Origin of the sequence: Shewanella profunda (genome assembly GCF_023283765.1) — a bacterium.
Taxonomy (GTDB): Bacteria; Pseudomonadota; Gammaproteobacteria; order Enterobacterales; family Shewanellaceae; genus Shewanella; species Shewanella profunda.
Window position 1 is genome coordinate 1 of the sequence record NZ_JAKILG010000063.1, and the last position, 22587, is coordinate 22587.

The 22587-nt window shown below is 43.3% G+C and carries 23 protein-coding genes and 1 pseudogene; 15 read left to right on the forward strand and 9 right to left on the reverse strand.

Annotation, left to right across the window (positions count from 1 at the left end):
• Positions 1-95: pseudogene (locus L2744_RS19820) on the forward strand (IS982 family transposase); the annotation flags it as partial.
• Positions 96-330: 235 nt separating this feature from the next.
• On the opposite strand, the gene ylqF reads toward L2744_RS19820, so the two are convergent.
• Both ylqF and L2744_RS19830 read right to left on the reverse strand, forming a co-directional pair.
• Positions 331-1272: a ribosome biogenesis GTPase YlqF gene (gene ylqF / locus L2744_RS19825; RefSeq protein WP_248993503.1), complete on the reverse strand. Its 942-nt coding sequence runs from the start codon at positions 1270-1272 to the stop codon at positions 331-333.
• 150 nt (positions 1273-1422) lie between these two features.
• Positions 1423-2262 (reverse strand): isopenicillin N synthase family dioxygenase, encoded by an 840-nt coding sequence (locus tag L2744_RS19830; protein ID WP_248993504.1) that lies wholly within the window; start codon positions 2260-2262, stop codon positions 1423-1425.
• A gap of 295 nt (positions 2263-2557) precedes the next feature.
• Between L2744_RS19830 and L2744_RS19835 the strand changes: the two genes are divergently transcribed.
• On the forward strand, positions 2558-3463 hold the full coding sequence (locus tag L2744_RS19835; RefSeq protein WP_248993505.1) for a bifunctional methionine sulfoxide reductase B/A protein: 906 nt from the start codon (positions 2558-2560) through the stop codon (positions 3461-3463).
• A 95-nt stretch (positions 3464-3558) separates the two neighbouring features.
• Here L2744_RS19835 and hemB read toward each other — a convergent pair whose 3' ends face one another.
• Entirely contained in the window at positions 3559-4542 is a 984-nt protein-coding gene (gene hemB / locus L2744_RS19840; RefSeq protein WP_248993506.1) for a porphobilinogen synthase, read from the reverse strand.
• Between the two features lie 394 nt (positions 4543-4936).
• Between hemB and tsaB the strand changes: the two genes are divergently transcribed.
• From tsaB to rnd, 7 genes are all read left to right on the forward strand, one after another.
• Positions 4937-5647, forward strand: a complete 711-nt coding sequence (tsaB, locus tag L2744_RS19845) for a tRNA (adenosine(37)-N6)-threonylcarbamoyltransferase complex dimerization subunit type 1 TsaB (RefSeq protein WP_248993524.1) — start codon at positions 4937-4939, stop codon at positions 5645-5647.
• 123 nt (positions 5648-5770) lie between these two features.
• A complete protein-coding gene (locus L2744_RS19850; protein ID WP_248993507.1) occupies positions 5771-6079 on the forward strand; it encodes a hypothetical protein in 309 nt (102 codons plus the stop codon).
• Positions 6072-6791 (forward strand): M50 family metallopeptidase, encoded by a 720-nt coding sequence (locus L2744_RS19855; protein WP_248993508.1) that lies wholly within the window; start codon positions 6072-6074, stop codon positions 6789-6791. The genes L2744_RS19850 and L2744_RS19855 overlap by 8 nt, the downstream gene beginning before the upstream one ends.
• A 211-nt stretch (positions 6792-7002) precedes the next feature.
• Positions 7003-7815 carry a class I SAM-dependent methyltransferase gene (locus L2744_RS19860; protein ID WP_248993509.1) on the forward strand — a complete coding sequence of 271 codons (813 nt, stop codon included), beginning with the start codon at positions 7003-7005 and terminating at the stop codon, positions 7813-7815.
• Between the two features lie 21 nt (positions 7816-7836).
• On the forward strand, positions 7837-8703 hold the full coding sequence (locus tag L2744_RS19865) for an alpha/beta hydrolase (RefSeq protein ID WP_248993510.1): 867 nt from the start codon (positions 7837-7839) through the stop codon (positions 8701-8703).
• Between the two features lie 197 nt (positions 8704-8900).
• Positions 8901-10574, forward strand: a complete 1674-nt coding sequence (gene fadD, locus L2744_RS19870; RefSeq protein WP_248993511.1) for a long-chain-fatty-acid--CoA ligase FadD — start codon at positions 8901-8903, stop codon at positions 10572-10574.
• A 71-nt stretch (positions 10575-10645) separates the two neighbouring features.
• Positions 10646-11755 carry a ribonuclease D gene (gene rnd / locus L2744_RS19875; RefSeq protein ID WP_248993512.1) on the forward strand — a complete coding sequence of 370 codons (1110 nt, stop codon included), beginning with the start codon at positions 10646-10648 and terminating at the stop codon, positions 11753-11755.
• A gap of 64 nt (positions 11756-11819) precedes the next feature.
• On the opposite strand, the gene minE is transcribed toward rnd, so the two are convergent.
• The 3 genes from minE to minC are packed head-to-tail and all read right to left on the reverse strand — an operon-like array spanning position 11820 to position 13582.
• A complete protein-coding gene (gene minE / locus L2744_RS19880; RefSeq protein ID WP_007648439.1) occupies positions 11820-12077 on the reverse strand; it encodes a cell division topological specificity factor MinE in 258 nt (85 codons plus the stop codon).
• A gap of 2 nt (positions 12078-12079) precedes the next feature.
• Positions 12080-12889 (reverse strand): septum site-determining protein MinD, encoded by an 810-nt coding sequence (gene minD / locus L2744_RS19885; RefSeq protein WP_248993513.1) that lies wholly within the window; start codon positions 12887-12889, stop codon positions 12080-12082.
• A gap of 27 nt (positions 12890-12916) precedes the next feature.
• Positions 12917-13582 (reverse strand): septum site-determining protein MinC, encoded by a 666-nt coding sequence (minC, locus tag L2744_RS19890; RefSeq protein ID WP_248993514.1) that lies wholly within the window; start codon positions 13580-13582, stop codon positions 12917-12919.
• Positions 13583-13705: 123 nt separating this feature from the next.
• Here minC and L2744_RS19895 point away from each other — a divergent pair, with 123 nt between their 5' ends.
• Positions 13706-13984 (forward strand): YcgL domain-containing protein, encoded by a 279-nt coding sequence (locus L2744_RS19895; RefSeq protein ID WP_248993515.1) that lies wholly within the window; start codon positions 13706-13708, stop codon positions 13982-13984.
• A 190-nt stretch (positions 13985-14174) separates the two neighbouring features.
• Positions 14175-14615, forward strand: coding sequence for a YcgN family cysteine cluster protein (locus tag L2744_RS19900; protein ID WP_248993516.1), 441 nt, complete (start codon positions 14175-14177; stop codon positions 14613-14615).
• Between the two features lie 65 nt (positions 14616-14680).
• Here L2744_RS19900 and L2744_RS19905 read toward each other — a convergent pair whose 3' ends face one another.
• Both L2744_RS19905 and L2744_RS19910 read right to left on the reverse strand, forming a co-directional pair.
• Positions 14681-15175: a peptidylprolyl isomerase gene (locus L2744_RS19905; RefSeq protein ID WP_248993517.1), complete on the reverse strand. Its 495-nt coding sequence runs from the start codon at positions 15173-15175 to the stop codon at positions 14681-14683.
• A gap of 24 nt (positions 15176-15199) precedes the next feature.
• Positions 15200-16612: a DEAD/DEAH box helicase gene (locus tag L2744_RS19910; RefSeq protein ID WP_248993518.1), complete on the reverse strand. Its 1413-nt coding sequence runs from the start codon at positions 16610-16612 to the stop codon at positions 15200-15202.
• Between the two features lie 379 nt (positions 16613-16991).
• Here L2744_RS19910 and L2744_RS19915 point away from each other — a divergent pair, with 379 nt between their 5' ends.
• Positions 16992-18764, forward strand: coding sequence for a DUF885 domain-containing protein (locus L2744_RS19915; protein ID WP_248993519.1), 1773 nt, complete (start codon positions 16992-16994; stop codon positions 18762-18764).
• A gap of 311 nt (positions 18765-19075) precedes the next feature.
• On the opposite strand, the gene L2744_RS19920 is transcribed toward L2744_RS19915, so the two are convergent.
• The gene (locus tag L2744_RS19920) at positions 19076-19396 is read right to left on the reverse strand and encodes a hypothetical protein (protein WP_248993520.1); all 321 of its coding nucleotides are present in this window, start codon (positions 19394-19396) and stop codon (positions 19076-19078) included.
• 233 nt (positions 19397-19629) lie between these two features.
• Between L2744_RS19920 and L2744_RS19925 the strand changes: the two genes are divergently transcribed.
• Genes L2744_RS19925 through L2744_RS19935 form a run of 3 tightly spaced genes read left to right on the forward strand, consistent with a single transcriptional unit; the run spans position 19630 to position 22499 of the window.
• The gene (locus L2744_RS19925; RefSeq protein WP_248993521.1) at positions 19630-20124 is read left to right on the forward strand and encodes a putative 4-hydroxy-4-methyl-2-oxoglutarate aldolase; all 495 of its coding nucleotides are present in this window, start codon (positions 19630-19632) and stop codon (positions 20122-20124) included.
• 42 nt (positions 20125-20166) lie between these two features.
• Entirely contained in the window at positions 20167-21990 is a 1824-nt protein-coding gene (locus L2744_RS19930; RefSeq protein ID WP_248993522.1) for an AsmA family protein, read from the forward strand.
• A 2-nt stretch (positions 21991-21992) separates the two neighbouring features.
• Positions 21993-22499, forward strand: coding sequence for a BsuPI-related putative proteinase inhibitor (locus L2744_RS19935; RefSeq protein ID WP_248993523.1), 507 nt, complete (start codon positions 21993-21995; stop codon positions 22497-22499).
• Positions 22500-22587 lie beyond the last annotated feature (88 nt).

Genomic DNA, 22587 nt, shown 5'->3' on the forward strand with positions numbered 1-22587 from the left:
TTGCGGGACTTATCGCCTATCAATTGAAAGACAATAAGCCACAACTGAACATCACTAACGCAGAGTTTAATGCTATTGCAGTTATGGCTTGTTAAACCGATCTCAGGTTAGATAAGCTCACATCAGGCACACAAAAGTAGTTGCGATTGAAAGTGTCCGGTAATACGATGACTAAGTATATAGTAATAAAAAGCCAGCATATTCAATGTGCTGGCTTTAACTTTAAATTTTCTGAGTTAGCGTAACGGGCATAAATATAAAAGTCACTAGCGCGTTATCTTTAACAAACTCCTCGCCTTATCTTCTATAAACACATAGTGGCGAGACTCTCTAGTCGTTATGGCGTTTGCCTGAACGTTTCAGTCTCTCTGCTGCTAGCTTAGCTTCTTTCTCTGCTTCTTTTTCGGCCATGATACGGGCGACTTCAATCTTTTCAAGCTCGGCCATCGCAGGCGTTTCTAACGAGAGTAAGCCTATTTTTCCTGAGCGGTATTCATGTAGTAACAACTCAGATGCCTTGTGCATATCGATGCGACCACCGGGACGCAGGGCACCACGTTTACGGCCTATCGCCTCAAGTAAAGCGACATCATCCTTAGGTAATTCACTGAGGTTGTAGCGCTCACAAATCTCTTTAGGATAGGCGGTTAAGAAATACTTAGCAGCAAATAGGGCCACATCTTCATATTCCATCGCAGTATCTTTGATGGCACCTGTAACAGCAAGCCGATAGCTGCTGGCTTCGTTATCCACTTTAGGCCACAAAATACCGGGTGTGTCAGACAACACAATGCCATTACGTAAATTGATACGTTGTTGGGTTTTAGTCACTGCGGGTTCGTTACCGGTTTTAGCAATAACACGCCCAGCTAAGGTATTGATGATGGTGGATTTCCCAACGTTGGGAATACCCATGATCATAGTGCGAATGTCTTTTTCAGTTTTATCTCGACTCGGCACTAGCTTACGGCAGATATCAGGGATCTTTTTCACCATAGCCGCTTGCAGTGTGGTAATGGCTGTTGCTTTAACGCCTTGTTCACGCTCAAGGTATTCAATCCATTGTGCTGTGATATCGGGGTCGGCTAAGTCAGATTTATTGAGCAGTTTGATACAAGGTTTGTCGCCTCGAAGCTGAGTCACCATGGGGTTTTCGCTACTGTAGGGAATACGCGCGTCTAGCACTTCGATAACGAGATCGACCTGAGGCATTGCCTCTTCAATCTCTTTACGTGCCTTGTGCATATGCCCCGGATACCACTGAATTGCCATGATAACGCCTTGTCCTAGATAACTTAAAGAACGGCTATTCTACCTTGAAGGTGGCGAATATCATAAAAAAAGCGCCCGAAGGCGCTTCAATTGCTTAATCCTTGACTGCCTCTTGGGATTGTCACTCGGATTAATGGGCGGTGTTTCGACTTAGATCACCCCGAGTTCGCGCAGTCTTTCCATTAGATAACTGTCGGCGGTATAACGCTCTGACAGCACTACAGAAGGGGTTGGATGCAAGAATAACGGCAAAGAGATCCGTGACTTGGTTTTATCCGTACCCTCTGGATTGATGACGCGGTGCGAAGTCGATGGGAAATAGCCGCCGGACGCTTCCTGCAGCATGTCGCCGATATTGATTATAATGTTACCAAAATCGCTTGGGACATCTAACCAAGTGCCATTTTTGGTTTTCACTTGTAATCCTGGCTCATTGGCGGCAGGTAACACAGTGATAAGATTGATATCTTCGTGGGCTGCAGCGCGAATCGCCCCCATTTCTTCTGTGCCCGTCATCGGTGGATAATGCAGAATGCGCAATAGGGTTTTTTGGCTATTGGCGATCATTTCTGGCAATGGTATGGAAAACTTGGCTTTAACGTCTTCTGGCGAGTAGGTTTCAATCCACTCTAATAGCTCCGCGGCCAGCGCATTGGCTTTATCGTAATAGGCTAGAATATTGGCTCGCAGTGAGTCTGGGATCCGGCCCCAAGGGTAGACGTGGTAATATTCTTTAATATCTTTAACTGTATTACCTTTAGCAGTTTCTGAAATCGACGCAGGGAAGAAACCATCGTGGGTCTCTTTTTTAAACATAAAATCGTTTTTCGCCTCTGAGTTAAAAAATGCTTGCCACTCAGTGTAAATATCCTCAACTAAGCGTTTATCTATTGGATGATTAGATAAAACGCCAAAACCAGTTTCCCGTAGCGACTCAACAAATTGTTTGGCGCTGCCTTGGCCACGGTAATCAATTGTTTCTAGTTTCATTTGGTTTTCTACTTTTTATATAGTTGTAATTTGACCCGCTGCAAGTGTAGCTGTGCGCTGGAACGGGTGTAAATACTCAGCGACTGTGATCTGGATCAACTGTTGTATTTTCCTCCATTTATATGAACGTTTGCTTTTAAGGTGGGGTTTTATGCCTCAAAAGCGCTAGTATGTGATGGTGTTTCTTGTATTAGAATTCCTGTTGTAACGGTAATTCATCACTTTTTGAGCACAATGCACCTTAACTAAATGTGCAAAGAGCAGGTAAATCGGCGTGAGTCGAAAGGGCATTAATATGAATAAACTGACTGATTTTGAACGCTATGTTATCGAAGAAAAGGGCACTGAACGCCCTTTTAGTGGCGAATATTATAAGCACGATGCTAAGGGGTTATATTTATGCAAAAAATGCCATACTCCTCTTTACCGCTCTGATGATAAGTTCAATGCGCACTGCGGTTGGCCAGCTTTTGACGATGAAATTCAAGGTGCTGTGACCCGCCATATCGATGCCGATGGTCGCAGAACAGAAATCGTCTGTAGCCAGTGTGGGGGTCATTTAGGTCATGTATTTGAAGGGGAATTTTTAACACCAAATAATGTTCGTCATTGTGTTAACTCGATTTCACTCATATTTCAGGGATTGGATGAAACCTATGCGCCAACATCGAACCAATTTGCGACTTTGGGGGCCGGTTGTTTTTGGTGTGTTGAGGCTATCTTCAAAAATCTTAAGGGGGTTGTGAATGTGACCTCGGGGTATTGTGGCGGCGAAGCGCAAAATGCCGATTATAAGTCCGTCTGTTCAGGCAAAACTGGGCATGCAGAAGTGGTGCATATTGAGTTTGATCCTGAGCAAATTGATTTTATGACGCTCTTGCAGGTATTTTTTGAGAGTCACGATCCTACCACTCTCAATCGTCAGGGTAATGATAAGGGGCCGCAATACCGTTCAGTGGTTTTTGCCCATAATGCGGAGCAAATAGAACAAACCAATGAGATGATTGCGAAATTGGAGTCAGCTAAGGTTTTTGATGCGCCTATTGTGACGCAGATTTCAGCCTTTGAAACTTTTTATCCTGCTGAAAATTATCATTATGATTATTTTGCTTTACATGGTGAGGAGCCCTATTGCCAAATAGTGGTTCGACCTAAGGTGGACAAAGTCAAAGCTCTATTTGCGGCACTGCAGAAGGCTTGATTTACGCCATTCATCGAGAATCTTGGATGTGAAACAATAAAAACGCCACCAAGTTAAGGTGGCGTTTTGTTAGTTGTTAAGTGAAAACGCCGTCATTAATGGCTTTCAGCTAACCACTGGGCGTACTGTTTGGTGTAATAACTGACAATTAAATCTGCCCCAGCTCGTTTTAAGCCGATAAAGGTTTCAGTGACTACTGCTCGTTCATCGAGTGCGCCAGCCAGAGCTGCAAATTTAATCCCCGCATATTCACCACCGACTTGATAGGCGGCAAGGGGTAAATGGGTTTCCTGTCTTAAACGGCTCAGCACATCCAAATAGGGTGTACCAGGTTTAACCATCAGGATATCTGCGCCTTCTGCTTCATCTAATAAGGCTTCCAAAAGAGCTTGGCGACCATTGGCATAATCGAGCTGATAGCCTTTGCGATTGCCGCGAAGTTCGCAATCTACCGCCGCTCTAAATGGCCCATAAAAGGAAGATGCAAATTTTGCCGAGTGAGCCAAAATCGCTACATGCTCAAAACCCGCAGCATCGAGCCCATGGCGAATGGCTTTCACTTGGCCGTCCATCATGGCCGAAGGCGCTAACATATCGGCACCCGCTTTGGCGGCAGTGATTGATTGTTTCACTAGGTTTTCGACGGTAAGGTCGTTACAGACTTCATTATGGTGGACGACGCCGCAGTGACCGTGATCTGTGTATTCACAAAAACAAATGTCCGATATCACCATCATCTCTGGCACGGTATCTTTAATGGTGCGCACCATGCGGGCGAGCAGTCCATTGTCATCCCAAGTGTCACTGCCTTTATCATCCTTTGTATGGGAAATACCAAAGGGCATAACATAGCGAATACCGAGTGCATAAAGTTCACGAACCTCATCGGCTAATGCGCTTTCAGGAAGACGACTAATTCCCGGAAGAGTCGAAATGGGCACTGCATGGCTGATGTGTTCTTCAATAAACAGCGGATGGATTAAATCTGATAGCGATATTTGGGTTTCGCGCAGCAGATCGCGCATGGCTTCAGAGCTGCGTAAGCGTCGCAAACGACGCAGTGGTGGTGTGTTTAACATTGAACTTCCTTATCGAGGGTGGAGCCTAACACTGTGGTTCAATCTAGGTTTACTTGTCAGCTCTGACAGCGAGGAGTTGAAAAGTTTCCCCATTTTATTGGGATATTTCACTGAGTTCGCCGTTAAGTGACTAATGTCACATTGCGCTAAATTGTAGCCGTATTGGATTTTTGGATGATAGTTTAAGGCTGAAGGTTGGCAAATCAAAGACCACTAAGACGAGTGGCTTAATAAGTTATGGCTATTTTGTCTCTGATACGGCTTTGCCCTTTGTTTTCGTGAATTTGATGTTATCATTTGCGCCAGTTTTTTAATGGCGTATTGGCACAGTATTTCGCGCAGTCGCGAACCACTAAATAGAGTGCAAATGCTTGCCCGATTATCCGGTTTTGAAATGACAATAGACAAACTCTCAGCTTGTATTCTTGCCTTAGACACTTGTACCGAAGCCTGCTCTGCGGCGCTGTATTATCAAGGACAGGTTTTTTCCGAACTGGCCGACGCGCCCCGTGAGCACAGTCAGCGGCTATTACCTATGGTAGAGTCCGTGTTGAAACAGGCTGGTATTGGTTTAGATAAGGTCGAAGCGATTGCCTATGGCCGCGGCCCAGGGAGTTTTACTGGGATCCGTATCTGTACTAGCATGACTCAAGGTTTGGCACTGGGTTTAGATTTACCCGTGATAGGCATTTCGACTTTAGCGGCAATGGCACAAATGGCGATAACGGAACATAACGCCGAGCAAGTGCTGTGTGCAATTGATGCGCGCATGGGCGAAGTCTATTGGGGACAATTTGCTGCAATTAATGGCATTGCGACCTTGGTTGCTCAAGAAGTTGTTAGTGTACCCGCTGAAGTTAACCTTACCTTAGATCCACTAAAGCCTATTTACGGATGCGGTACGGGTTTTGATGCTTACCCAGAATTACTGACCTTAGGAAAGGGCATTTTAGCACTTGATGCCGTGAAATATCCCGATGCGCGGGCTATGCTGAAACTTGCCGATGTGGGAATAAAATCCGGGCTCAGTACGACAGTGGATGAACTCGAACCTGTTTATTTGCGTGATACTGTGACATGGAAAAAGTTACCGGGTCGTGAATGATCTGTTGTTTAATCGGGGTTATAGGTTAGTATTTTCCTACTGCTTCGCCAACCAGTGAATTGACAATGACGAACGGCAGAATATAAAAACTAACGTAAATTGAGTGTGAATGTAGGCATCTTGATGCAGATTAATACTAATCAAACGAGTTTGACGCAGGCAGTCGCGAGTAATCGTCCCGCTATCATTCAGGGGCTAACGTCGCTTGAAACGTCACGTCCCGTGATTGAACTCGAGGCTATCGAAGCGTTAAGTTTAGAAAACGCCTCAAAAAGTTCGACAGGTAGTTTACAGTCAAGACTCGGCGCTCAGCTTGAATATGAGCAAGATACTCATGGTCATCAAGGGGCTATCGCCCAATATTTACAAACGCAACATGCCGCCAAGCGTGAAGAAATTCAGCAAATGGTAGGTGTGGATATTTATGCCTGATCCTCGAAATAGTACCTCTCCTGCTGCAAAAAAATACTCAACCTATGGTTTGAACTCCTCTGGAGTCCCTAGCCGCGGGCTATTTATTATTGAATTGGTATTAGCCTTACTGTTAACTCGTATCCCCTATCTCAGTGTGCCGTTTAAATGGCTCGAAAGTTATTTCCATGAGTTGTCCCACGGCATTGCGACAATGTTAAGTGGGGGGATTGTTAGCCATATTCAACTGTTTCCTAATGGTGCTGGTTTTTGCTTTAGCCAAGGCGGCTCGCCATTATTTATTGGTTTTGCGGGTTATTTTGGTGCAGCTTGTTGGGGATATCTGATTTATTTACTTGCTACTTGGCCTAGGGGCATCCGCGTGAGTTTTGCTCTACTTGGAGGACTCGTGGTGTTAAGCGGATTACTGTGGGGTAGGGATATTCTTACTCTGGCGATTTTAGCCGTATTAACGATTATTTTTTTAATGCCATTAAAGCTTAACCAAAACAAGATACTAACGCAGTTTTTACGTATTGTTGGTTTGATGATCATGCTTAATGCCCTCGCTAGCCCAATGGTACTATTCGGGCTTAATGGTCAAGGTGATGCGGTTCTACTGGCCGAGCGTTCATGGATCCCCGCATGGATTTGGGTGGTGCTATGGTTATTTACGAGCGCCTGTGCGTTATTCTTTGCTTGGCGCCGCGTCGATTCGAAATCGCGTCGTTAGTATGAGTGTTAAATTTGTTCAATTTTCTTTTAGCAAGAATTGCACTCATATTTGATAAGTACTTTTCATACCTTGTTATCAAACATCGTTATCCAATATTGACAGTTTCCCTTCAAGGTTTACATGACAGACTCCAAACGAGTCTTTCTATTTCTTGGATTTTTGAACATTGGCTGCTAGGTTAAGCCTTCGGTATCCATGGAGAATTACAATGAAAAAAGTCGCATTAGTTACCAGTATGCTCGTTGCGAGCCTATGTTCAACCGTTACCTACGCTGATGAAGGTCTAGAAAAAGCACTGAAAAGCGATTTTCGCCAAGCGAAAAATGTTAGTCGAGATGTGTATCGCCACCCAACTGAAACCTTGACTTTCTTTGGTATTGCACCTAATCAAACCGTTATTGAGCTGTGGCCTGGTAATGGTTGGTATGCTGAAGTTCTTGGCCCCTATTTAGCCAAAGAAGGTCAATATATCGCCGCAAGTTTTGAAACTTCACCTGCCACAGACACCTCTGGCAATCGTTATCGCTCCAAAGCGGGGACTAAATTTGAAGCTTGGATGACGGCTAACAAAGCGGAGTTTGGTAAAGCTAAAATTTTAACCTTTGATCCACCAAACAAAATGGACCTAGGTGCCGATGGTAGTGCCGATATGGTATTAACCTTTAGGAATTTGCATAACTGGGCATCGAGCGATCAACTGGAGAACGTATTTGCGGCCTCTTATAAGGTATTGAAAGAGGGGGGTGTGTTTGGTGTAGTTGAACATAGAGCAAACGCGGGTATGAATTTTAGCAGCGGTTATATGGATCAAGCGGCCATGATCACCTTAGCGGAAAAGGTCGGATTCACCTTAGCACAAAGCGCCGAAATTAATGCAAATCCAAAGGATACAAAGGATTACCCTAAGGGGGTTTGGACATTACCACCGTCCTATGCGTTAGGTGATACAGATAAAGATAAATACCAAGCGATTGGAGAAAGTGATCGCATGACACTTAAATTTGTCAAAACATCACGCTAATTATCTGACATTAGAGGCATTATGCGGCAATCTTTCGCCCCCGAAAATCAAATTGAGTTTGTTTTACCTCATATCAAACTAGCCGGACGCTTATGGGGCGCGAAGGATCGACCACTGTTGCTCGCCTTACATGGCTGGTTAGATAACGCCAATAGTTTTGAACCTCTCGCCGAATATTTGACTGATTATCAAGTGCTTGCCATCGATTGGCCCGGACATGGTTTTTCTGCGCATAGACTTGGTCATTATCCGTTGCATTGGATTGATTATTTATATGACTTAGATGCCTTACTCGGCGTGCTACCACAACAACCCGTGGCGATTATAGGTCATTCCCTTGGCGGAATTATCGCCTCGGCCTATACGGCGGCATTTCCTGAGAAGGTCAATAAACTCGTACTCATAGAGGCTTTGAGTCCATTATTTGAGCCAGCAACTCAAGCTAAGTCGCGATTAAGGAAGAGTTTTTATCAGCATGAGAAGTATTTAACCCAAAAACACCGGCAGCTTAAAGTCTACGACAGTATCGATACCGCAGTGCGGGCGAGGGCGCATCTCACAGGTCTTGCTGATCCTTGGTGCCGTTTGTTACTTGAACGCAATATGCGAGCTGAAGGTGAAGGAATAGGTTGGCGCAGCGATCCAAGATTGCGACTAGATTCGCCGCAGCGTTTAACCTTTGCTGAGGTTGATGCACTGATGCAGGATATCTCGGTAATGACTTTACTGATTTGTGGGCAACAGGGGTTTCATCAGTTGCAGAGTGCGTTGCCAAAGGCGCGGGTGTGGTTCAAACATTTGTCTGAACATATTATTGAGGGTGATCACCATGTCCATATGGGCAATGCTTCAGGGGTAGCAGAGTTGATCAAATCGTTTATTGAATAGTGGCTTTTGTTAATGCAAAAAAGACACTAGGTTTTTTGTTTTTTTTATGTGATGATGATCAAAATTAAAACGCTCGTATGATTTGTCGCGAGTTATCAATAACAAAAATGTAAGTCGGTATTTTAACTCGGTATTTACCGAGTGTTGACGGTTGTATGGATACCGTTTCCGCAGTTGTGGGGATTTAGGAGAAAGTTGTGGACCAGCCTTGGATTAATCATTTGCCAAAAGATGTGCCTGCTGAAATCAACGTTGAACAATATTCATCGCTTGTCGATATGTTCGAGACAGCGGTAGCTAAATATGCTGATCAACCTGCATTTATCAATATGGGTGCCACACTAACTTATCGTAAATTGGAAGAGCGCAGCCGTGCATTTGCCGCTTATCTGCAAAATGAGTTAAAACTCGAAAAGGGTGATCGTGTTGCGATTATGATGCCGAATCTTTTGCAATATCCTATTGCATTATTTGGTGTTTTACGTGCGGGTATGGTGGTCGTTAACGTCAACCCGCTTTACACTCCCCGTGAGCTTAAACACCAGTTAATTGATTCAGGTGCAAAAGCCATTGTAGTTGTATCCAACTTTGCCCGTACCTTAGAAGAAGTGGTAGATCAAACGCCAGTTAAAAGTGTCATTATTACTGGTCTTGGTGATTTGCTTAGCGCACCTAAGCGAACCTTAGTGAATTTTGTTGTTAAATACATTAAAAAGTTAGTGCCTAAATATGATCTACCCCAGGCCTTATCAATGCGCGATACCTTAACAAGGGGACGTCGTTTGCAATATATTAAGCCCAGTATCACTAATGATGATCTGGCTTTCTTACAGTACACGGGTGGCACGACTGGGGTATCTAAAGGTGCCATGTTGACCCACAATAATATTGTCGCAAACGTACTCCAGGCCGATGGTGCCTATTCACCTACCCTAAAAGATGGCTGTGAATTTGTCGTCACTGCGTTGCCTCTATACCATATTTTTGCTTTAACGGTGAATTGCCTATTGTTTTTGCACAAGGGCAGTCAGAATCTTTTGATCACCAATCCTCGAGATATTCCCGCTTTTGTTGCGGAACTGAAAAAGTATCCTTTTACGGCATTAACAGGAGTGAATACCTTATTTAATGCGTTAGTGAATAGTGAAGACTTTTCCCAGCTTGATTTTTCCCGTTTAAAACTGTCTATCGGTGGTGGTATGGCAGTACAAAAGGCCGTTGCGGATAAATGGCAAAATATTACTAAAACCCGTTTACTTGAAGGTTATGGTTTGACAGAAGCTTCACCGCTGCTGACTTGCTGCCCTTATAATTTAGACGGTTACAACGGTTCCATTGGTTTTCCAGCGCCATCGACCTTGATCCAAATACGTGATGATGACGGCAAGGTATTAGCCCAAGGTGAAACAGGTGAGCTGTTTGGTAAAGGCCCTCAGGTCATGAAAGGTTACTGGCAACGTCCGGAAGAAACAGCCAAAGTTATTGATAAAGATGGCTGGTTAGCCACGGGCGATATTGGTTATATGGATGAAAAAGGTTTCTTCTATATCGTCGATCGTAAAAAAGATATGATTTTAGTTTCTGGTTTTAACGTATTCCCTAATGAAGTGGAAGAGGTTGTAGCCCTACATCCCAAGGTTATCGAAGTGGCTGCTGTAGGTGTGCCAAACGAGGCCAACGGCGAATTAGTGAAGGTCTTTGTGGTGGCAAAAGATAAATCTTTAACCGCTGAAGACATCATTAAGCATTGTCGTATTCATTTAACGGGATATAAAGTGCCGAAGCTGGTAGAATTTAGGGATGAGTTACCTAAAACTAACGTGGGTAAGATCTTGCGACGAGAGCTTAGAGACGAAGCTAAGCGTGCGTAAGATTGAAGCCGGCAATTGCCGGCTTTTGTTTTTATGGACTGTGATTGACCCCACTGGATCTGGAGAAGAATTTGTCAGTGTTTCACTATGTGAGTGATGAAGCGAGCCTTAACGCCCTCGTCGCTCAATATCAGCAAAGTAAAATACTCGTGTTAGATACCGAGTTTGTTCGTACCCGTACTTATTATGCAAAGTTAGGTTTGATCCAAGCCTATGATGGTAAAACCTTGGCTTTGATTGATCCTGTCGCTTTACCCGATCTCGCCAAATTTTGGGCTTTGTTAGCTAATCCCAATATTGTCAAGCTGGTGCATTCGTGCAGTGAAGACTTAGAAGTATTCGCACACTATGGTCAGTGCCAGCCAACACCTTTATTCGATAGCCAAATTGCTGCATCTTTATGTGGCATGGGTCATGGCGTTGGTTATGCAAAATTGGTGGAAACTTGCCTTGGTGAAGTGATTGATAAGGGAGAGTCGCGCACCGATTGGATCCGCAGGCCATTAACCGAAGCACAACTTGTGTATGCCGCAAATGATGTGCTGTATCTGCATCAACTCTATCCTCAGCTTGAAGCCAAGTTATTAGCTCAGGGGCGCTTAAATTGGCTGTATGAGGAAGGCGTACGGATGACAGAGGGGCGATTAGATGCCCTAGAATTGGATTCGGCTTACCTTAAAGTCAAAAATGCCTTTCAATTGACTGAAATCCAATTGGCTTATCTTAAAGTGCTTGCCAAATGGCGCCTTGAAAAAGCCTTAGCACGTGATTTAGCCTTGGGATTTGTGGTTAAAGATCATGCTCTTATTGCATTAGCTAAAAAACAGCCTAAAAGCTTGGCAGAATTGCTCAAACTTAACGATTTAACCGAGCAGGAAAAGCGTATTCACGGTAAAGAGATACTGCGGATCATGCAAACGGCGGATCTTGTTAATTTACCCGAGCTTGTTGATGTATTAGCACTGAAGTCAGGATATAAATCGGCCTTTAAACTGATAAAAAACTGCTTGACTGAATTGTGTGAACAGCATGAAGTCCCACTGGAAATGTTAGGTTCTAAGCGTCATATTCACGAATATCTGCAATGGCGATGGGATGGAGAACAGGGAGATTTACCGATAGTCTTATGTGGTTGGCGTGGCGAAATCGCCGCACAATCCCTCGCAAAGCTTGAAGTTTAGGTCTAACTGAAAATCATGCAGCAAAAAGCGTCATCCTCACTTGAGGATGACGCTAAAACTCGACTTATCTGTCAGGTAAAGTCACGTTAAGTTCGAGTACTGACAAGTTATCGTCGTTCTGATCTAACTGCACAGAAACTTGATCATCAGAAATCTGCACATACTTACGAATAACAGCGATAATTTCTTGTTTCATCTGTGGAAAGTAATCGGGAGTATCCCGTTGTCCACGTTGATGAGCCACAATAATTTGTAAGCGCTCTTTTGCCATTACCGCAGTGCTAGGCTTTTTCTTGCTTTTGAAATAGTCGAGTAAAGACATAATTAGCTACCAAATATCCGTTGTAAGAAACCTTTCTTCTCTTCCGTAATAAAGCGTACTGGGACATCCTCGCCCAATAAACGCGCGACTGTGTCACTGTAGGCTAAACCAGCATCACTTTCTTGATCGATAATCACTGGCACACCTGAGTTGGAGGCTTTCAGGACCGACTGAGACTCAGGAATAACGCCTAGCAATTCAATGGCAAGGATTTCTTTTACATCGTCGACACTTAACATTTCGCCCGATTTTACGCGACTTGGTGAGTAGCGAGTCAGTAGTAAATATTCTTTGATCGGTTCTAAATTCAGCTCAGCACGACGAGACTTACTCTGTAACATGCCAAGAATTCGGTCAGAGTCGCGCACTGAACTCACTTCTGGGTTGGTGGTTACAATGGCGATATCGGCAAAATACAGCGCCATCATCGCACCTTGTTCAATACCAGCAGGCGAATCACAGATAATAAATTCAAAGTCTTTGGCTAAATCGTCGAGCACGCGGCCCACGCCTTCTTTTGTTAACGCATCTTTATCACGGGTTTGTGAGGCCGGTAAAACAAACAATTTTTCGCAGCGTTTGTCTTTGATCAGCGCTTGATTAAGATTAGCCTCACCATTGATCACATTGACGAAGTCGTAAACTACCCGACGCTCGCAGCCCATGATTAAATCTAAATTCCGTAAACCTATATCGAAATCGATAACAACAGTTTTGCGCCCTTGCATTGCAAGGCCAGTCGCAATAGCAGCACTCGATGTGGTTTTACCTACACCGCCTTTACCTGAAGTGACAACAATAATTTGTGCCATGTTTCTCTCTATCCTTTTTTCTGCCATTTAGAGGGGCAATGATTCAACCATAAGCGACTCACCGTTTAGGCGAATGCAGCCGCTTTTATCTGAGCTATGTTGTTGTAGATTTTCAGCGAGCCAATATTGCCCAGCTATCGAAACGAGTTCGGCCTCAAGAGAGTGGGCTATGATGACTGCAGTGGGATCCCCCGCCGCGCCAGCCATGGCTTTTCCTCGTAATGCACCATAGATATGAATGCTACCATCTGCAATGACTTCAGCGCCATTGCCTACCGCACCAAATATGATTAAATCACCATTTTTTGCATAGACCTGCTGCCCTGAGCGGATATTCTGTTTGACGATTTTAGTTTGGCGAGGGGCGGGTGGCGGTGTAGTACTCTGTTTACCGGCTTTGACTATGGCGAGGCCTAAGTCTTTGGCCTGTTTACTGAGTACGGTTGTCGCGCCCGTGATGCCAACAATCACTAATTGACGTGAGATCAGCAGTTCTTTGAGGCCATGTAAATTGAAATCATTATGCTGGATGGCGCTAAGATTGATCACTAAAGGCGCACCCAGAAAAAACTGAGGGGCTTGCGCCAATTTGCTATCTAATTCAGCCATGACAGCAGTTAAGTCGCTGCTATTAATATGAAGCACTGAAAGAGTAAAAGAAGCACCTTTTAACTCTAAGCTAGGTTTTGACATCCCGGCACTCTTCTCCATAAATCATCAGTCGGTTCGCTGATTTTACAATTAAATTATTAGGCGCCCATGTTATAGTGTGCCCCATTGGCTGGCAAGTTTGAACTATTGGATATTTATACTCTTATGTTATGTACCGTTTATAAAAGTAGTCGAAAGGCTGACACTTATTTATTCGTGAAGAAAAGAGATTGTTTTGACGATGTTCCAGAAGCTTTAATGGAAATGTTTGGTACACCTCAATTAGTGATGGTCTTTCCTATTGCTAAACGTGAATCCTTAGGTATGGCCGATATTCATAGGGTCAGAGCCGCGATTGATGAAAATGGCTTCTATTTACAAATTCCGCCGCCTCAAGTTAATTTATTGGCTGAACATAAACGCAATCTGGGGATCCAAGACTAGCGGATAGAATAACCGTTGCCGGGTGAGCTATGCCAAAAAGCATTAATGTTCTAGTGTCATTAAGGTGTTTTGAGTTATTGGCAGTACTGCGAATATTTTGACATTTCCTTGAGCATATCGAGTCCACCCGTAAACTAGTGTAAAATAACCCGCATTATGTGGGTTTTTTATTGAGAAGAAATAGTCGAACATGGCATTTTGGCAGAGCAAGACATTAGCGCAGATGAGTCCAACTGAGTGGGAATCCCTCTGCGATGGATGTGGAAAATGTTGTTTAAATAAGATGATTGATGATGAAACAGAGGATCTGTATTACACCAATGCGGCTTGTTTATTACTGGATCATCAAACGGCGAGTTGCCAGCATTACAGCGACCGTTTTTCCCATGTACCTCAATGCACAGTGATCTCGGTCGATAATGTCCATGAGCTTACGTGGCTTCCCGATAGCTGTGCCTATCGTCGCCTTGCGTCAGGGCGTGATTTACCCAGTTGGCATCCATTACTGACAGGCTCTAAAGAAGCGATGCATCTTGCGGGGATGTCGATTCAGGGCAAAGTGATTGATGAGCGCCGGGTAAAAGATATTGAAGATCATATTGTGTTATGGCCGCTCAAGGATATTGATTGATTTAGCCGTTAAAATGAGAAGGGAGCAATTATCGCTCCCTTTGTATTCGCCGTACCCAGTGAACATTACCCTATGATGGTCACTTTCTCGATGATAATCGGTTCGCGTGGGACATCCTCATGGCCTGCAATAGTAGTGGTTTTTACCTTTTCAATTTGTTGCACAATTTCAAGCCCAGCAACTACTTTACCAAATACCGCATAACCCCAACCGTTGTTTGTTGTAGACGTATGGTCCAGAAAATCATTGTTAGCCGTATTGATAAAAAACTGCGCTGTGGCTGAATGTGGAGCATCGGTACGTGCCATGGCAAGAGTGCCTAAGGTATTAGAAAGACCTTTATTGGCTTCGTTTACTATTGGCTCATGGGTGGCTTTTTCTTTCATTTTCGCGGTAAAACCACCACCTTGGATCATAAAGCCTTTGATCACGCGATGAAAAATCGTGTGTTCAAAGAAACCTTCCTCACAGTAACACATAAAGTTTTTTGCAGTGACAGGAGCCCGCTCAAAATCGAGTTCGACGCTGATATCCCCGACATTGGTAGTGAAAATAATCATAGTATTTGTTTCTATCCAATTGAGTTATTTAGTTTTTGGGCCACTAATCCATGGATTAAAGGGGACATTAGCGCCATCTTGCATTTTTTGACTATCCTGCCGTGGTGGTGTTGGGCGAGCCGTTGACGTTACCACTGGCTTTGATTGCGGATTAGTTTTTGCGCTGCGATGTTTCTTCGCCTTCGCCGTTTCAAAAGTCCCTTCTTTAGCGGGGCGATTTATCGCAGATGCTTGATCGCGAGGTTTAAATTCTTTTTGCGGTTTATGTTTTGGCACAAAATCGAGAATCGAAATCGGGACAGCTTTGTTGGGGGCAAAACCTTCGATTTCTTTGCGCACGATAATATGGCCTAAACGGCGCTCAATGGCACAGAGGTTTTTAAAATCATCCTTTGACACAAAAGATATCGCTTCACCATGCTCTCCTGCGCGGCCTGTTCTACCAATACGATGAATATAATCATCGGCTTCATCGGGCAAGTCATAGTTCACTACGCGGGTGAGGGCATCGATATCGATTCCGCGTGATGCAACACCTGTCGCCACTAAAAAGCGCAACTCACCGGATTTAAAGTCGTTTAATAGTTGTTCACGCACCGCTTGGCTTCGGCCACTGTGTATCGCCTCGGCTTTGATATCACGTTTTTCGAGTTGACTCACCAGTTTGGCTGCGCCTTGCTTAGTTTGGATAAAAATCAAGGCTTGATCCCAAGCCTGCTCTTTAATTAAATGGCTAAGTAGTGCCGACTTTTTATCCTTGTCTACCGTGGTCAACCATTGGTCAATTTGTGGTGCTGTCGTACTGTTACGGCTGATTTCGATCTCAACAGGATTTTCAACGGCGGTTTTAGCTAATACTCGAACTTGCTTTGATAAGGTGGCAGAAAATAATAGGTTTTGTCTTTGTGTCGGTAATTTTTCGATAATTTTATTAATATCTTCGATAAATCCCATATCGAGCATTCTGTCAGCTTCATCTAGCACAAGTACTGAAAGCTCATCGAAATGGATCGCTCTTTGAGTATACATATCGAGCAGTCGACCGGGTGTTGCGACCAGAATGTCCACGCCTTCAATGAGTTTTTTCTTTTGGGGTGCGGCATCGACGCCACCGTACATCGCCATCGAGGTGAGTGGTAGATATTTAGCGTATTGGCTGATATTTTCCTCAACCTGAACGGCAAGTTCACGGGTGGGTGTGAGTATGATGGCGCGCACACGCTTGGGGCGAATTTTTGGGGCATCAGCAAACATTTGCAATAGAGGTAACACAAAGCTGGCGGTTTTACCTGTGCCCGTTTGTGCAGCGCCGAGTACGTTTTTACCGCTTAGGATCACAGGGATCGCTTTAGCTTGAATGGGCGTAGGGCTTGAATAACCGAGTTCAGTGAGGGCTTTTACAATCGGATCGCTTAATCCAAGTTTGGAAAATGGCATTGGGTGTCTCAAATAAAGGATGTATTGGGCAAACTGTTAAATCTGGTTTAACAGCAAAGCAGACAGATATTATAGCAGCAGGTATCGCAGAAAAGGCGAATATCTCAGATTGAGTTGAAATCTCTATTAATAGTGGAAAGCGTATTAAACCCCCTATTATTCATATCCACCTTTGGTTGTTAGCATACAAATTTGTAACTGAGCGTGTATTCATTGGCAACATTGCTGCAATTATTGGGGCGATATGATTAACTTAGTGCATTTTAAATCACGACTCGTTCATGTCACTTTGCTCGTTGCGCTGTTCAAGTGATCTGATTTAGCTCCCTAGCTCGAATATCACAATATCGTTTATCACAATAATAAAGGACGAAAAATAATGAAAAAAACTACGCTCTCCCTTGCGATCGTATTATCGCTAGCTGGTCTTGCTGGCTGTCAATCCCAGACGAGTGCAACCGTTCCTTCTACCTCTGCTGAAGTACAAACCACATCATTTGAACAATTCAGTGCCGCATTTATTGACTCGTTATGGACGTTATCACCCACGTGGGCGCTTTATAGTGGTAAACATGTGAACGATGGTTATCTTGATATTCCCAATGATGCTAGCCGAGCGAAGACCTTAGCTTTTGTGAAAGCACAGCAGGCAAAATTGGTGCAGTTTGATCAAAAAAACTTAACGCCTAATGAGGTGATTGATTATCACCTCATAGATAATTTACTTGGTAGCATGGCTTGGGATATTACCACCTTTAAATCTTGGCAGTGGGATCCATCCAGCTATAATGTTGCTGGTGGTTTTGCTCAAATCATCAATGAAAATTTTGCACCGTTGGATGACAGATTGCGTTCAGTGCTTGCGAGAATGGAAAATATTCCTGCTTATTATGCTGCAGCTCAGGCGAATATCAGCCAACCTACCCTTGAGCATACCGAACTTGCCGTGTTACAAAATCAAGGTGCATTTTCTGTTTTTTCAGATGATTTATTGAAACAAGTTACGAACTCTGGCTTGAGTGATGCCGAGAAAGCATTATTCAAGACCCGTTTTGATGCGGCGACAGTGGCCATTAATGACCATATTTCATGGTTAAATAATCTGGTGACAACGCTTAAAAAGGAGGGCGCTCGTAGTTTTAGAATTGGTGAAGATTTATACGAGCAAAAATTTGCCTTCGATATTCAAGCTGGTATGACGGCAAAGCAGCTTTATCAAAAAGCAGTTGCAGATAAAGATAGAGTTCAAGCTGAAATGGCTAAAATCACCGACAAGCTTTGGCCTAAATATTTCTCTACGCCTAAACCATCCGATAATAAAATTGCCATTCGTCAGTTGATTGATACATTATCGACCAAACACGTTAAGCGTGATGAGTTTGTGGATGAAGTTCGTAAACAAATTCCTGAACTTATCGAATTTGTTAATCAGAAAAAGCTCCTGACACTCGATCCTAAAAAGCCCCTTGTTGTTCGTGAAACGCCAGAATATATGCGTGGATATGCAGGGGCTTCAATCAGTGCACCAGGTCCCTATGAAAAACTCGGTAATACCTATTATAACGTCACCCCACTCGATGGTATGACGGATGAGTCTGCCGAGAGTTATCTGCGGGAATACAACCATTGGATCCTGCAGATCCTTAATATTCACGAAGCCATTCCAGGGCATTACACTCAGTTAGTTTATTCCAATGAATCACCAAGCCTTATAAAAAGTTTATTTGGAAATGGCGCAATGGTAGAAGGTTGGGCGGTATACACTGAACGTATGATGCTGGAGGAAGGTTACGGTAATTTCGAGCCTGAAATGTGGCTGATGTACTATAAATGGAATCTCAGAGTTATCTGTAACACCATTTTAGATTACAGCATTCATGTTAAAGGTATGACTGAAGCCGAGGCTATTGCTTTAATGATGGATGAGGCATTCCAGCAGCAGGCTGAGGCTGAAGGTAAATGGCGCCGGGCAACGTTAAGCCAAGTGCAATTGACAAGCTATTACTCGGGTTACCGAGAAATATATGATTTTAGAGAAGAGTATAAGCAGACAAAAGGTAAGGACTTTGATCTTAAAACCTTCCACGAGCAGTTTTTAAGTTATGGTAGTGCACCTGTTAAATATATTCACCAGTTGATGCAAGCTAAATAATCAATACTGACTTGTTTGGGTGTCTATAGATTACCCTAGGCACCCAAAATACAGTCTTTAAAAATAGTTAGTCTTAATATCTGTGTTACATTCAACAATGCATGGGCTTGATTAACTGAGTGTCATAGCGAGTGTCATAGTGAGCGTAAATTGGGTTGTGGTAGCTATCATGTAGACAATAATAGATCGCGCCATCTAACGGTGGCTTGCGTTACATGGCGTAATATCGATATTCATACATATCTATAACAGCGATATACCAATATCACTCATTACTCAGTGGGTAAATAGGCTTAAATTCAGTAATAATGTTATTTTTTGGTGGTAGTTCCAGCCATGAGCGCCAACACATCCTCGTAGGAAATGTTAAATTCTCTTGATAAATTAATGATCTTTGTTTTATAGGTTTGGATATTTTCTTTCTGGGAAAGTTGATGTTTCTTTTCTTCAACCAGTTCGTTGACTGTCTCTTGCAATATCAATAATCGACGTAAGCTATAGTCGAGGGATTTGATATATTTTCCCATTTGTTGTTTATTGCGCGCCTGCTCAAGATCCGCTGAGACTTTTTTATCATATCCATATTCATCAAGAGCCGCGATTGCACTCTGTAAATCAATATCAGTAGTCATTTTGTTTTCGCTTTATAACAAGGAGGTATAGGAATTTAATTACGAAATCACTTAGGTAGAAACCCAAGAAGGTGTCATGGGATGTTAACTATCGCAGATTATAGTGTGTATGCCAATATTCACCAAGCTCTTAGTCGCTTAAAACAAATAAAAAAGTGGAGGGCTTCTGATTTCAGCTTGTCGAGACTTAGAATTGTGAGTAGTCTAAAGTTTTAGTCTGCGCGGAGATACAAATGCTTGATCTATTACCAGATTTGTTTGACTACTATCCTTCTAAACTCATTTTGTTACCCTTAGAGTTTAAAGCATATGGTGGTAAGCGCCTGTTTTGGGGGGAAGTTGTAACCGTAAAGTGTTTTGAGGACAACTCTAAAGTAAAGGAAATACTTGCCCAAGATGGTCATGGCAAAGTACTTGTCATTGATGGTGGTGGCTCATCACGTAGAGCGTTATTAGGCGATCTTATCGCGCAGAGTGCCTTAGATAATAGTTGGCAAGGAGTTGTTGTTAATGGTTATGTGCGTGATGCCGCCCGATTAGCGACCTTTAATCTAGGGGTGAGTGCTCTCGGAGCCATGCCAATTAAGACTGAAAAGCTAAATCAAGGACAAATTAATGTGCCTGTCGATATTGGAGGAGTCATAGTTAAACCCGGTATGATGATTTATGCCGATGAAAATGGGATAGCGATCAGTGAGGAGTCGTTGAACTTTGCTTTTTTAAACTGAGACTCGCTATAAATTCAAGATGTTATTGATAAGGATGTTTATATGAAATTCATTAAGTGGCTTTTAGCTATTCTGGTGACATTAGTTTTGTTTGTTACTTTATATCTCACCGTATTTTTTGACCCTAATGATTTTAAACCCGAAATTGTCAATGCTGTGAATAAACAAACGGGCCGCGAACTTGTGATCGGTGATGATCTATCCTGGACGTTTTTCCCTGCTCTTGGCATTAATCTTGGCGGAATATCGTTATCGAATCCTGAAGGTTTTACACCTAAATCGATGCTTGATGTGAATAAAGCAGTGGCGGAAGTGGAACTAATGCCATTGTTTCGTAAAGAGATCCAAATTGCACAATTAAGTTTGGATGGCGCTAAAATCAACCTTGTTACCCGTAAAAATGGCAGTTCGAGTTTAGATGGACTAACTGGGTCTGATACTCGTACCAAATCTAGCACACCTGCAACCCCATCTTCGCAAGGCCAGCTTGCCAGCATTGAAGTGGGTGGTGTGTCAATTACCAACACACAAATCAATATGATTGATGAGACAAAGGGCGAAACTCAAACATTCACTTTAGACAGTTTTACCTTAGGTACATTTTCCTTAGACAAATTTGCCCCTATTGCCTACGAATTTAGTGCCACTTTATCCGATATGAAAATCACCAGTAAAGGTGAAGGTGAGCTTAAGCTAAGTCGTGATTTTAATCAGTTGGTGATAGAGAAACTAAAAATCGACACTGTGGTGGAAGGCAATGGTATTCCCAATCAAAAATTGACCACAGCGATAAGTGTCAATACCGAAATCGCCTTAGATAAAAAGCAAGTATTGGCGGATATTACCCAGTTAAGCGCTGCGGATATTAATGCTTCCGGTAAGTTAACGGTGAATTATGGAACTAAGGTGCCGCAAATTAAGGTTGATTTCCAAGTCGGTGATATTGATGTCGATAGCCTCTTACCTAAGTCAGAGACAACAGCAAGTGGAACGCCTACATCTGCAGGGGCTGAGCAAGCAACCGAGCCGGATCTTAGCGCACTTAAATCACTCGATCTCAGTGTTAAGCTTGCGGTGAAATCGATTAAGGTCGCTAATTTATCCACCCAAAATTGGTTACTCGATATTGGGGTAAAAAATGGAATAGTCGATCTTAAACAATTAACGGCCGATTTATACCAAGGGAAGCTATTGGTGAGTGCCCAAGTCGATGCTCGCCAGACTGTCGCCAGTTATCAATTTGATAAACAAGTAACGGGTGTGCAAATACGGCCATTACTAAAGGATGCTGCCGATATTGATTTGCTAGCTGGTACGGCAAATTTAAATATGAAGGGGAGAGGAAACAGCCTGCTCCCAGAGATATTAAAGAAAAATCTACTCGCCAATGGCCATTTTAATATCACGGATGGTGCCCTCTATGGCGTAAATATTCCGCAGATGATCCGCAGTGCACAAGCTAAGTTAAAGGGTGACTTGACAACTGAGACTAAAGAAGAGCGTAAAACAGATTTTTCTAGTCTGACGGGCACTTTCTCAGTGGAAAATGGTGTTGCAATTAATCCTGATTTATCGATGGCATCTCCCCTATTGCGTCTTGCGGGTAAAGGTAACGCAAATTTAATGACAGAGGCTCTGGACTACCGATTGACTGCAAGCCTTGTGAATTCATTAAAAGGGCAGGGTGGAAGTGAGAAAGATGCCCTTGCGGGAGTCGATATTCCATTGGCGATAACAGGAACGTTCCAAAAGCCAGAGTACGCATTGGATACTAAAGCCTTATTGAATAATCAACTGAAGGAAGAAACCGATAAAGCGAAGGAAAAGCTGAAAGATTCTCTGCTGAAAAAGCTAGGAGGCTTATAGTGGTGCGTGATGCTTGTCTTATCGGTGCAAGTATTTTAATCAGTAGTCAATTGGTTGCCTGCTCGGTGCCCGAAACAGCTGATACGAATGTCTCCGCTATCACAGAGCGGGAGATTGACAACGCTGTTCAGCCGGAGTTTGTTCGTGCGGCGGATCCTGTGCTCGAGCTTACTCCGAGTTTATCAAGATTAAAGGTCGAGCAAGTGAAATCTGATAAGGTACAAGGACTACTACAGGGGGAATTATTGCTTGATCCCTTTGTGGGTGTTAAGCAGCCATTAACGGTCACTTTTACCGTCACGAATCCACAATCTTATGCCGTGCCGTTACGATATAACTCAGGAATGACGGCGGATCTCTGGCTTGTCACTATGGAAGGAAAACGTTTATGGGCTTGGTCGGATGATATGATGTTCACCCAGGCCCTACGTGATACTCAGCTTGATGCTGGCCGTACTATAACTGAGAAATTTATTATTCCTGAGAACATATATGGACACCTCGAATAGATCAACCACTTTTTGAGTAACAGAAAGTAATACTGCGTACGTATATCCGACCTGTTTGTGAGAATCTTTGTTCTCTGGCCTTAATGAG